This window comes from Pseudonocardia spirodelae (assembly GCF_037727765.1).
Lineage (GTDB): Bacteria > Actinomycetota > Actinomycetes > Mycobacteriales > Pseudonocardiaceae > Pseudonocardia > Pseudonocardia spirodelae.
Genome location: NZ_JBBJUP010000024.1, coordinates 73478 through 85603 on the forward strand (window position 1 = coordinate 73478; position 12126 = coordinate 85603).

The window sequence follows — 12126 nt, forward strand, 5'->3', positions numbered from 1 at the left end:
AAGGAGCGCCACGTTGCCCGCACGTTGCGCGCGACCGGACGCCCGTCCCGACGGAGCGTGATCATCCGATCGCACCCCGGGTACCGGCCTCGCGCAGCGGGTATGCTCTCGGTCCCGGGCGCGGCCCGGGGCGACCGCCCCGCGACGACGCGGGGGTCGGACGGACCAGGGCACCCGTCGGTGCCCCCGGCCCTGACGGGAGGCGACGTGCTCGACGCCGACGGCGGCACGTCCGCCGAGGAACTGGTCGCGGACGCGAACCGGCTGCGCCGCATCTACGACGACGGTCTCGGCTCCGGTGGCGCCGAAGGTGCCCCGCGGCCCGTGGTGTCGGACTCCTGGCAGCGCAGCCTCGCCGCGCACATCGACCCGGAGAACCGGCTGCCCCCGCTGGTCTACCGGGCCGACGAGCTGCGCGAGGTCCGCGAGCACCATCCGCTGCACGCCGTCATGCCGCTGCTGCGCACGACGCTGGTCAGCATCGCCGACGAGGCCATGCACGTCATGCTGGTGACCGACGCCGACGGCCACGTCCTGTGGCGCGACGGCGCGCACGGCCTGCTGCACTCCGCCGACGACGTCGGCCTGGTCGAGGGGACCCGCTGGGCCGAGGAGGCCATCGGGACGAACGCGATGGGCACCGCGCTGGCCGTCGACCAGCCGGTCCGCATCCACTCCGCCGAGCACCTGGTGCGGACCTACCACGACTGGACCTGCGTCGCGGCGCCCGTGCACGACCCCGACACCGGCGACACCATCGGCGCGATCGACATCTCCGGGCCGCTGCACACCGTGCACCCGGCGCTGGTGCAGCTGGTCACGGCGACCGCGCACCTGGCGGAGAACCAGCTGCGGGTGCGCCTGGCCATCGCCGACGAGCGGCTGCGGGTGCGCAACATGCCGCACCTGGCCGCCCTGCGCGGGGCGGAGGGCGCGCTGCTGTCGCCGTCCGGGCGGGTCATCGCGAGCGAGCCCTACGGCCGCTTCCCCGAGCGGATCCGGCTCACCGAGGGGATGGACCGGGTACAGCTCGGCGACGGCCGGGAGATGGCCGTCGAGCGCCTGTCCGAGGGCTACCTGCTGGTGCCGCCGTCGCGCCGCGGCCGGGTCGTCGCGAGCGTGCCCGAGCGCGGCACGCGCTCGCTGGAGCTGCGCTTCACCGGTGGCGGCGGGCCGCGCGTCACGCTCGACGGCGAGGAGATGGCCGCGACGCTGCGCCCCGCGGAGATCCTCACCGCGCTCGCGCTGCACCCCGACGGCCTGTCCGGCGACCAGCTGACCCTCATGCTCTACGGCGACGACGGCAACCCGACCACCGTCCGCGGGGAGATCCACCGGCTGCGGTCCTCGCTGGGGGCCGACCTGCTGCTCACCCGGCCCTACCGGCTCGCCACCGGGCCGGAGGCGGACTTCCTGCACCTGCGCTCGGCGCTGCGCGACGGCCGGGTGGCCGACGCCCTCGACGCCTGCCACGGCGAGCTGCTGCCCCGCTCGGACGCCCCCGCGGTGCGCGAGCTGCGCGACGAGCTCGTCGCCGGGCTGCGCCACGCCGTGCTCGCCGCCGACGACGTCGAGCTGCTGCACCGCTTCGCCGGGCATCCGCTGGGCACCGAGGACCTCGAGGTCCACGAGCGGCTGCTGGAGCTGCTGGACCGCGAGGACCCGCGCCGCGCCGCCGTCGCCGCGCGGGCCGAACGCCTGCTGGACTGAGCCCGCGCCGCCGGGTGCCCCGCACGCCGCGGGGCACCCGGACGGTCAGGACTGCGCGGCCAGCGGGCTGTCCGGCTCGGGCTCCAGCTCGCCCGCCCGCCACAGCGCGGCGTAGCGCCCGCCGGCGCGGACGAGCTCGTCGTGCGGGCCCTGCTCGACGATCCGCCCGCCGGAGAGCACCACGATCCGGTCCGAGCGGCGCGCGGTCTGCAGCCGGTGCGCGACGACGAACGCGGTCCGCCGCGACGCCACCCGCTCCCCGGCCGCGAGCACGGTCGCCTCGGTCGCCGGGTCCAGTGCGGCCGTCGCCTCGTCGAAGATCAGCACGTCCGGGTCGACGAGCTCGGCGCGGGCCAGCGCCACCAGCTGCCGCTGGCCCGCGGACAGGCCCTGCCCGCGCTCCCCGACCGGGGTGCGGAAGCCCTGCGGCAGCGAGCGCACCAGGCCCAGCGCGCCGACCGCGCGGGCCGCCGCCTCGATCCGCTCGGGCTCCGCGTCGGGGCGGCCGTAGGCGATGTTGGACGCCACGTCCCCGGTGAACAGGTGCGCCTCCTGCGGCACCACGCCGAGCCGCGAGCGGTAGTCGGCCAGCGGGAAGCGGCGCACGTCGACACCGTCGACGCGGACCTCGCCGTCGCCGGTGTCGTAGAACCGGGCGAGCAGCTTGATCAGCGTGGACTTGCCCGCACCGGTCGCGCCGACGAGCGCGACGGTCTCCCCCGCCCGCACGCGCAGCGACACGTCGTCGAGCGCGGGGGTCGCCACGCCCGGATAGCGGAACGTCACGTGGTCGAGCTCGACCTCGCCGCGCAGCCGGGCCGGCACCGCGGCCGGGTGCTCCGGCGCGTCCGGGACCGACGTGGGCGTGCGCAGCAGCTCGGAGATCCGGTTCAACCCGACCCGGGCCTGCTGGTAGCCGTCGAACACCTGCGACAGCTGCTGCACCGGCCCGAAGAACAGCGTCAGGTACAGCAGGAACGCGGTCAGCACGCCCGGGGTGATGTCCCCGCCGACGATCCGGGTGCCGCCGACGAACAGCACCACGGCCGTCGCGACGTCGGACAGGAACGCCACGAACGGGAAGTACGTGGCGATGTAGCGCTGCGCGCGCAGCCGCGAGCGGCGGTAGGCGTCCGAGCGCTCCCCGAACCGGGCGTAGCTGAGGTCCTCGCGGACGTAGGCCTGCGCGATGCGCACCCCGGACACGTTCTCCTGCAGGTCGGCGTTGACCACGCTGACCCGCTCGCGGGCCTCGGCGTAGGCCCGCGAGGAGAACCGGCGGAACACCACGGTCCCGAGCACGAGCAGCGGCAGCAGCCAGCCCAGCGCGTAGAGCGCCAGCTCCGGGTCGGTGAGCACCAGCGCGGTCGCGACCCCGCCGATGGTCAGCAGGCTGACGACGGCCTGCGCGAGCCCGGTCTGCAGGAACGTGGACATGGCGTCCACGTCGGTGGTCATCCGGGTCATGATCCGGCCGGACAGCTCGCGCTCGTAGAAGTCCAGCCCGAGCCGCTGCAGGTGCGCGTAGCTGCGCAGCCGCAGCAGGTAGAGCAGGCTCTCCCCGGCGCGGGCGGTGACCAGCGTCTGGAACCCGACGACGACCGCGTCCGCGACGACGATCAGCAGCCCGGCCAGCGCCGCCAGCACCAGCACCCGGGTGGCGCCGGTGGCGATGCCGTCGTCGACGGCGATCCGGGCGATGTTGGGCAGGGCCAGGGTGGCCAGCGCGTCCGCGGCCATCAGGGCGACGCCCAGCACGAGCAGCCCGCGCACCGGGCGCAGCAGCGAACCGAGCCGGAACCGCGGGTCCGGCGCGGTCGGGTCGCCGCCGCCGCGCAGCCGCGGCGTCTCGTCCGCCGGGGGCAGCGCCGCGACGGACTCGAGCAGCTCCGGCGTCGCGCTGATGCCACCGGCCCAGCCCGCGGCGCCGCCGCCCCCGTCGCGCCCCAGCGCCCGGTCGGGGTCCTCGACGCGGGTGACCTCGGGCCACAGCTCGGGGGTGACCGCGGCCCCGCCCGCCCCGGCGGTGACCGGGCTGCCGACGAGCTCGCCGGCGGCGGGGGTGCAGGCGCCGTCGGACCCGGCCGGGACGGGCGCGTCCCGCCCGGGCGCGGCCGTGTCGCGGGCCCCGCCGCCCAGCTCGTCGGCGGGACCGGTGGCGAGCAGCTCACGGAACAGCGCGCAGCGCCCGCGCAGCTCGTCCTCGGTGCCGGTGTCGACGACCCGGCCGCGGTCGAGCACCGCGATCCGGTCGGCGAGCGCCAGGGTCGAGCGCCGGTGCGCGACCAGCAGCGTCGTGCGGTCGGCGGTGAGCTCGTGCAGCGTCGCGTGGATCGCCGCCTCGGTGGCGGTGTCGACGGCCGAGGTCGCGTCGTCGAGCAGCAGCACCCGCGGGCGGGTCAGCATGGCGCGGGCCAGGGCGATCCGCTGGCGCTGCCCGCCGGACAGGGTCAGCCCGCGCTCGCCGACCTCGGTGTCGTAGCCGTCGGGCAGGTCCTCCACGAACGAGGCGACCTGGGCGGCCTCGGCGGCGGCGCGGATCTCGTCGTCGCCCGCGTCGGGACGGCCGTAGGCGATGTTGTTGCGGATGGTGTCGGAGAACAGGAACGCCTCCTCGAACACCACCCCCAGCTCGGCGCGCAGGTCGTGCAGCCGCAGCTCGCGCAGGTCGACCCCGCCGATCGCGAGGTGCCCGGCCTGCGGGTCGTAGAAGCGCGGCAGCAGCAGTGCCACCGTCGACTTGCCCGACCCCGGCGGGCCGACCAGTGCGAGGGTCTCCCCCGGCTCGACCCGCAGGGACAGGCCGTCGAGCACCGGGTCGGGCGCCGCGTCGCCGTCCGGGCCGGAGCCGGCGGGCTCGTAGCCGAACCGGACGTCGTGCAGCTCGACCGCGACCGGGCCCTCGGGCAGCGCGGCCGGCCGGGCCGGGTCCACGATCTCGGGCTCGGCGTCGACGATCTCGAAGACCCGCTCGGCGCCGGCGCGGGTCAGCTGCGCGGTGACGACCAGCGCACCGATCAGCCGGGCCGGGCCGACCAGCATCCCCACGTAGGCGGTGAAGGCGAGGAACGTGCCGAGGTCGATCGAGCCCCGCGCGGCCATCCAGCCGCCGACGCCGATGACCGCGACCTGACCGAGCCCGGGCAGTGCCAGCAGCATCGGGTTGAGCCGCGCGGTCAGCCCGGCGGCGCGCAGCCGTTCGCCGTAGAGCCGCCGGGCGCGGCCCTCCAGCGCGGTGGTCTCGCGGCCCTCCTGGCCGAAGCCCTTCACGACGCGGACGCCGGTGACGGTCTCCTCGACCTGCTGGGCGATCTCCGCGGCGCGCTGCTGGGCCGACCAGGTCGCCGGGAACAGCCGGCGCCGGATGCTGTTGGTGGCCAGGAACGCCACCGGCAGCATGACCAGTGCGACCACGGTCAGCAGCGGCGAGAGGTAGAGCATCGCGCAGACCGCGACGACCACGAGCACGACCGTCCCGGCCGACAGCGGCACCATCGACAGGAAGCCCTGCACGAGCTGCAGGTCGGAGATCGCGCGCGAGGCCACCTGGCCGGTGCGCAGCCGGTCCTGGCGCACCCCGTCCATCCGCTGCACCGCGGCGAACACCGCGCGCCGCAGGTCGTGCTGCACGTTCAGCGCCATCTTGCCGCCGAGGTAGCGGCGCACGAAGGCCCCGCCGAACTTGAGCACGCCCAGCACGAGCAGCCCGCCGGCGACCGGGGCGAGCACCCCGGTGTCGCCGCCGACGGCGCCGTTGACGCCCTCGCGGATCAGCAGCGGCCCGACCGCCTCCAGGCCCACGCCGAGCATCGACGCGACGAGCGCGCCGATCGTGACGCGGCGGTGGCGCAGGCACGCCGCGACCAGCCGGCGCATCCAGCCGGGACGGGCGGGGGGTGGGGAGTCGGGCACGGCGACCAGGCTATGCCCGACCCCCGACAACCGGCCCGCTCAGGTGATGTCGCGCCGCGCCCCGACCACCGCGGCCAGCGCGACGCCCGCCCCCGCCCAGGCCGCGAGCACCAGCAGCGCGACCCAGCCGGGCGGCGGTGCGCTGACCCCGGCGAGGAACTCCAGCACGAACTGCGCCTGCGGGCCGAGCCCGGCCGAGCTCACGACGGGCTCCCACACCGCGAGGTCCCCGGCGTTGCCCGGCAGGAACGGCGTGATCCGGGCGAACACCGACGGGTCGCCGAGCGAGCCGTCGCCCGCGCGCAGCGCCCCGGCGACCAGGTTCTCCCCGATCAGCAGGTAGCCGACGGTCAGCGCGACGGCCCCGGCCTGGTTGGTCACCAGCGTGCCGACGGCGACGCCCAGCACCCCCCACAGCGCGGCCACCAGGATCCCGACCGCGCCGAGCCCGGCCAGCCGGCCGAGGTCGGGCAGCTGCTGGCCGCCCAGCGCGGCCCCGCCGAGCAGCGGGCCGAGCACGACCAGGAACAGCGCGTACAGCGCGGCGACGACGGCGGCGACCACGCACTTCGCGGCGAGCACCTGGCCGCGCGAGCCGGTGAGGTAGGCCAGTGTCACCGTGCGGTGCCGGAAGTCACCGGTCGCGAGCAGCGTGCCGAACGCGGCGCCGACGATCGCCGTCATCGTCAGCGCCGAGGCCAGCCCGGCGAGCATGAGGATGGCGGAGGTGTCGGTGGCCTGCGGCACGAGCAGCTGCAGGATGCTGCCCAGCAGGCTCTGCGCCAGGGCCAGCACCAGGACGGGCAGGAACAGCAGCCACCACACGCGGGTGGACAGGGTCCGGCGGACCTCGGCGGTCAGGACCGCGCGGAAGCGGTCCAGGGTGACGGCGGCCATCAGCGCCCCTCCTCGCCCGCGAGCAGCCGCAGGAACATCTGCTCCAGCCCGGCCCGCTCCTCGCTCATCCCGTACACCGCGACGCCCGCGCCCAGCGCCAGGTCCCCGACGCGGACGGCGTCCGCCCCGCCGACGGCGAGCACGCCGTCCTCGACGCGGTCGATCTCGGTCAGCCCGTCGGCGGCCAGCGCCTCCGCCAGCCGCGCCGGGTCCGAGGCGCGCACCAGCACCCGCGACCCGTGCCCGGCGCGCAGCTCGGCCACGGTGCCGTCGAACCGGCACTCGCCCCGGTCGATGACGACCAGGCGCTGCGCGGTCAGCTCCATCTCCGCGAGCTGGTGGGAGGACACGAGCACGCTGCGCCCGGACGCGGCGAAGGCCTGCAGGAACGAGCGCAGCCAGGCGATGCCGTCCGGGTCGAGCCCGTTGCCGGGCTCGTCGAGCACGAGGATGCGCGGGTCGCCGAGCAGGGCCGCGGCCAGCGCGAGGCGCTGGTTCATGCCCAGCGAGAACCCGCCCGCCGAGCGGTCCGCGGCGCCGGTGAGCCCGACGAGGGCCAGCACCTCCTCGACCCGCGCGTCCCCGACGCCGATCGCGGCGGCCGCGGCGCGCAGGTGGGCCCGCGCGGTGCGCCGCGGGTGCACGCCCTGCACCTCCAGGACCGCGCCGACGACCCGGCCCGGCGAGACCAGCCCGGTGAACGGGACGCCGTCGACGAGCGCGCGGCCGGTGCTCGGCACGACCAGCCCGAGGATCATGCGCAGCGTCGTCGTCTTGCCGGAGCCGTTGGGGCCGAGGAAGCCGGTGACCGAGCCGGGCTCGACGGTGAACGACAGATCGCGCACCGCCTCGACCGGGCCGAACCTCTTCCCCAGCCCCTCGACGACGATCCGCCCGGTCCCGGGCGGCGCCGCCGGGTCGATGGACGCGGTGTCCTGCACTCGGGCCTCCTGCCTTCCGCCGTGCCCCGGTGTTCGCGCGGGGGCGTCGCGTGCCCGGCCATCCTCGCCGACGCCGCCGCGCACGGCGCCCAGGGGGTTCGCCCGCGCCCGGGGTGGTCCGTACGGACCCTGGCGCGGAACCGGCGAAACGGACTTGAATGTCCTGCGTCACACGCTCAGCGACGAGCCCCGAGGAGCCGCCCCATGTCCGACGCCGCGATCGATCCGACCGGCACCGTGTCCTCCCTGCTGCGCAGGCACGCCGCCGAGCGCCCCGGCGACGAGGCGCTGCGCTTCGGCGACGTCCGCCGCACCTGGGCCGAGCTGGACGAGCGCGTCCGGCGGCTGGCGGCGGCGCTGCGGGCCCACGGCATCGGCCCCGGCGACCGGGTCGCGGTGCTCGACCTCAACCACCCGTCGTGCCTGGAGCTGTCGCTGGCGTGCGCGTGGATCGGCGCGGCGAACGCGGTGGTGAACTTCCGGCTGGCGCCGCCGGAGATCGTCTACGTCATCGACGACGCGCAGGCGCGGCTGCTGCTGGTCGGCCCGGAGTTCGCCGGGGCGGTGGGGCAGGTGCGCGAGAAGCTGGGCGTCGTCGAGCGGGTGCTGACCGTCGGCGGCGCCGACGACGAGTACGAGGCGTTCCTCGCCGCGCACGAGCCCGACCCCGAGCCCTACGACGCGGCGTCCGGCGACTGCTTCGTGCAGCTCTACACCTCCGGCACCACCGGCTTCCCCAAGGGCGCGATGCTCACCCACGGCGCGATGCTGGCGCACGCCGCGCACGTCGCCGCGGACTTCGAGCTGACCCCGACCGACGTCGTGCAGGTGGCGATGCCGCTGTTCCACGTGGGCGGGACCAGCTACGCCTTCCTGGCGCTGGCCCAGGGCGCGCGGATCGTGATGGCCCGGATGCCCGACCCGGCGGCGCTGCTGGACATGGTCGCCGCCGAGGGGATCACGCACACGTTCTGGGTGCCCGCGCTGATGGGGGCGATGACGCAGGTCCCGGGCGCCGCGGAGCGCGACCTGTCGTCGCTGCGGGCGATCTCCTACGGCGCCTCGCCGATGCCGCTGCCGGTGATGCGCGCGTCGCTGGCGCTGTTCGGGCCGATCCTGCACCAGGTCTACGGCATGACCGAGGCGTGCGGCGTGGTCAGCTCGCTGGGCCCGGAGGACCACGCCGACCCCGCGGTGGCGCACCGGCTCGTGTCCGCGGGCACGCCGATCACCGGCGTCGAGATGGAGGTGCGCGACCCGGCGACCGGGGAGCGGCTCGGGGCCGGCGAGCCCGGGGAGATCTGGGTGCGCACCGACCAGCTGATGAGCGGCTACTGGCGCAAGCCGGAGGCGACGGAGGCCGCGATCACCGGCGACGGCTGGCTGCGGTCCGGCGACGGCGGCCACATCGACGCCGACGGCTACGTCTACGTCACCGACCGGATCAAGGACATGATCGTCTCGGGTGGGGAGAACGTGTACCCGGCCGAGATCGAGCGGGTGCTCGCCGAGCACCCGACCGTCGGCGAGGTGGCCGTCATCGGGGTGCCCGACGACCGGTGGGGCGAGGTGCCGAAGGCCTGCGTGGTGGCCGCGCCCGGTGCGACCGTCGACCCGGAGGAGCTGCTCGTTCACGCACGGGCCCACCTGGCGTCGTTCAAGTGTCCGAAGACCGTCGACGTCCTGGACGAGCTACCGCGCAACCCGACGGGCAAGATCCTCAAGAAGGACCTGCGGGCCCCGTTCTGGGCGGGCCGGGAGCGCAGCACCGTGTGAGTGACGCCGGTCTCATACTGAGACACGCCGAAACTTGACTGACTCCAGAAAGGCGGGCAGTCTCGCGGCCGTGTCGAACGCATCGGACTACGAGGGCATGTTGCGCGGGGCGTCGCTGCGCGTGACGCGCCCTCGCCTGGCCGTGCTGGACGCGGTGCACTCCCACCAGCACGCGGACACGGAGTCCATCATCCGTGTCGTGCGGAGGGACCTCGGCGAGGTGTCCCACCAGGCCGTCTACGACGTCCTGCGGGCGCTCACCACCGCCGGGCTGGTCCGCCGGATCCAGCCGACCGGCTCGGTCGCGCGGTACGAGGCCCGGGTCGGCGACAACCACCACCACGTGGTCTGCCGGTCCTGCGGCGCCATCGCCGACGTCGACTGCGCCGTCGGCGCCGCACCCTGTCTCACCGCCTCCGACGACAGCGGCTTCGTCATCGACGAGGCCGAGGTCGTCTACTGGGGCCGGTGCCCCGACTGCTCATCCACAGACCCAGAGAGGACGTCCCGTGTCTGACGAGCACCCCACCGTCGAGAGCGAGCTGAACCGGGAGCAGGACGGCGGCTGCCCCGTCGCCGCCGGCCGGATCTCGCACCCCACCGAGGGTGGCAGCAACCAGAGCTGGTGGCCGAACCAGCTCAACCTGAAGATCCTGCGCAAGCACGCCGCCGCGTCGGACCCGATGGACGCCGGCTTCGACTACGCGGCGGAGTTCGCGACCGTCGACCTCGACGAGCTCGCGCGCGACGTCGACGCCGTCATCACCACCTCGCAGGACTGGTGGCCGGCCGACCACGGCAGCTACGCCGGGTTCTTCATCCGCATGGCCTGGCACTCCGCCGGCACCTACCGCACCTACGACGGACGCGGCGGCGCCGGCGCGGGCATGCAGCGCTTCGCCCCGCTGAACAGCTGGCCGGACAACGGCAACCTCGACAAGGCCCGCCGTCTGCTGTGGCCGGTCAAGCAGAAGTGGGGCCGCAAGGTCTCCTGGGCCGACCTCATGGTGTTCGCGGGCAACCGCGCCCACGAGATCTCGGGCTTCCCGATGTTCGGCTTCGCCGGCGGCCGCGCCGACGTGTGGGAGCCGGAGGAGGACGTCTACTGGGGCTCGGAGAACGTCTGGCTGGGCAACGAGGCGCGCTACGGCGGCAGCAAGGACCTCGCCCACCGCGAGCTGGAGAAGCCGCTCGGCGCGTCGCACATGGGTCTGATCTACGTCAACCCGGAGGGCCCGGACGCCGGCGGCGACCCGATCGCCGCCGCGCGCGACATCCGCGAGACCTTCGGCCGGATGGCCATGAACGACGAGGAGACCGCCGCGCTGATCGTCGGCGGGCACTCGCTCGGCAAGACCCACGGTGCCGCCAACCCCGACGTCGACGGCAACGTCGGCCCGGAGCCCGAGGGCGCCGACATCACCGAGCAGGGCCTGGGCTGGAAGCAGAACTACGGCTCCGGCAAGGGCCGCGACGCGATCACCTCCGGGCTCGAGGTCATCTGGACCCGCACCCCGAACCGGTGGAGCCACGACTACCTCAAGCACCTCTACGCCTACGAGTGGGAGCTGACGGAGTCGCCGGCCGGCGCGAAGCAGTTCGTCGCCAAGGACGGGCCGGAGATCATCCCGGACCCGGAGCCCGGCTACCCGAACCGCAAGCCGACGATGCTGGTCACCGACGTGTCCATGCGCGTCGACCCGGTCTACGGCGAGATCACCCGCCGCTGGCTGGACAACCCGGGTGAGTTCGAGGACACCTACCGTCGCGCCTGGTACAAGCTGACCCACCGCGACATGGGCCCGAAGGAGCGCTACATCGGCGCCTGGGTGCCCACCGAGGAGCTGCTCTGGCAGGACCCGGTCCCGGCCGTGGACCACCCGCTGGTCGACGCCGACGACATCGCCTCGATCAAGGCGAAGGTCCTCGACTCCGGCCTGTCGGTCACCGACCTGGTCAAGACCGCCTGGGCCGCGGCCTCGTCGTTCCGCCAGTCGGACAAGCGCGGTGGCGCCAACGGCGGCCGCATCCGCCTGGAGCCGCAGCTGCAGTGGCAGGTCAACGACCCCGACACGCTGCGCCAGGTGGTCTCGACGCTGGAGTCGATCCAGTCCGAGGTCAACGGCTCGCTGTCCGGCGGCAAGAAGATCTCCTTCGCCGACCTGGTCGTGCTGGCCGGCGCCGCGGCCGTCGAGAAGGCCGCGAAGGACGGCGGCCACGACCTGAGCGTGCCGTTCGTCCCGGGCCGCACCGACGCCACCCAGGAGAAGACCGACGTCGAGTCGTTCTCCTACCTGGAGCCCACCGCCGACGGCTTCCGCAACTACCGCGGCAAGGGCCACACCCTGCCCGGCGAGTTCCTGCTCGTCGACCGCGCGAACCTGCTCGGCGTCACCGCACCGGAGATGACCGTGCTGGTCGGCGGCCTGCGCGTGCTGGGCGCCAACACCGGCGGGTCGACGGCCGGCGTGTTCACCGACCGCGTCGGCACGCTGTCCAACGACTTCTTCACCAACCTGCTGGGCGGCGACGTCCAGTGGCGCTCGGTCGCCGGCGACGACGACTCCTTCGAGGCCGTCGACGCCTCCGGCGCCGTGAAGTGGACGGGCACCCGCGCCGACCTGGTCTTCGGCTCGAACTCCGAGCTGCGCGCCGTCGCCGAGGTCTACGCCTCCGACGACGCGCAGGAGAAGTTCGTCCGCGACTTCGTCGCCGCGTGGGACAAGGTCATGATGGCCGACCGCTACGACGTCTGATCCCCGCGTAGCCGCCACGACGCCCGGGCCGGGTCACCGGCCCGGGCGTCGTCGTGTCCGGGCCCGGGCGGGCGCTCCGCGCCGGTGATCGACCGTTCGCGCGCGGAGTTCCCGATCGCCCGCGGCGTTCCCGT

At 74.9% G+C, this 12126-nt stretch carries 7 protein-coding genes; 4 read left to right on the forward strand and 3 right to left on the reverse strand.

The annotated features are described in order from the left end of the window. Positions 1 to 207: 207 nt before the first annotated feature. Positions 208 to 1710, forward strand: a complete 1503-nt coding sequence (locus WJX68_RS23345; protein WP_340294726.1) for a GAF domain-containing protein — start codon at positions 208 to 210, stop codon at positions 1708 to 1710. 45 nt (positions 1711 to 1755) lie between these two features. On the opposite strand, the gene WJX68_RS23350 is transcribed toward WJX68_RS23345, so the two are convergent. From WJX68_RS23350 to WJX68_RS23360, 3 genes are all read right to left on the reverse strand, one after another. After that, the gene (locus WJX68_RS23350; RefSeq protein WP_340294754.1) at positions 1756 to 5586 is read right to left on the reverse strand and encodes an ABC transporter ATP-binding protein; all 3831 of its coding nucleotides are present in this window, start codon (positions 5584 to 5586) and stop codon (positions 1756 to 1758) included. A gap of 75 nt (positions 5587 to 5661) precedes the next feature. Beyond that, positions 5662 to 6519 (reverse strand): hypothetical protein, encoded by an 858-nt coding sequence (locus tag WJX68_RS23355; protein ID WP_340294728.1) that lies wholly within the window; start codon positions 6517 to 6519, stop codon positions 5662 to 5664. Beyond that, on the reverse strand, positions 6519 to 7460 hold the full coding sequence (locus WJX68_RS23360) for an ATP-binding cassette domain-containing protein (RefSeq protein WP_340294730.1): 942 nt from the start codon (positions 7458 to 7460) through the stop codon (positions 6519 to 6521). Before WJX68_RS23360 ends, WJX68_RS23355 begins: the two co-directional genes overlap by 1 nt. Before the next feature lie 204 nt (positions 7461 to 7664). Here WJX68_RS23360 and WJX68_RS23365 point away from each other — a divergent pair, with 204 nt between their 5' ends. The 3 genes from WJX68_RS23365 to katG all read left to right on the forward strand — a co-directional run bounded on the left by WJX68_RS23365 (position 7665) and on the right by katG (position 11992). Then, complete coding sequence (locus WJX68_RS23365; protein WP_340294733.1) at positions 7665 to 9236, forward strand: long-chain-fatty-acid--CoA ligase; 1572 nt, start codon at positions 7665 to 7667, stop codon at positions 9234 to 9236. A gap of 97 nt (positions 9237 to 9333) precedes the next feature. Beyond that, entirely contained in the window at positions 9334 to 9753 is a 420-nt protein-coding gene (locus WJX68_RS23370; protein ID WP_422785761.1) for a Fur family transcriptional regulator, read from the forward strand. Continuing rightward, entirely contained in the window at positions 9746 to 11992 is a 2247-nt protein-coding gene (gene katG / locus WJX68_RS23375; protein ID WP_340294739.1) for a catalase/peroxidase HPI, read from the forward strand. Before WJX68_RS23370 ends, katG begins: the two co-directional genes overlap by 8 nt. The last annotated feature ends 134 nt before the right edge of the window (positions 11993 to 12126 follow it).

What these genes read in the sequence shown, in the direction of transcription:
- WJX68_RS23365 (WP_340294733.1), top strand. Translation starts at nt 7,665, where the DNA reads ATGTCCGACGCCGCGATCGATCCGACCGGCACCGTGTCCTCCCTGCTG.
- WJX68_RS23350 (WP_340294754.1), bottom strand. Translation starts at nt 5,586, where the DNA reads ATGCGCCGGCTGGTCGCGGCGTGCCTGCGCCACCGCCGCGTCACGATC.
- WJX68_RS23355 (WP_340294728.1), bottom strand. Translation starts at nt 6,519, where the DNA reads ATGGCCGCCGTCACCCTGGACCGCTTCCGCGCGGTCCTGACCGCCGAG.
- WJX68_RS23370 (WP_422785761.1), top strand. Translation starts at nt 9,334, where the DNA reads ATGTTGCGCGGGGCGTCGCTGCGCGTGACGCGCCCTCGCCTGGCCGTG.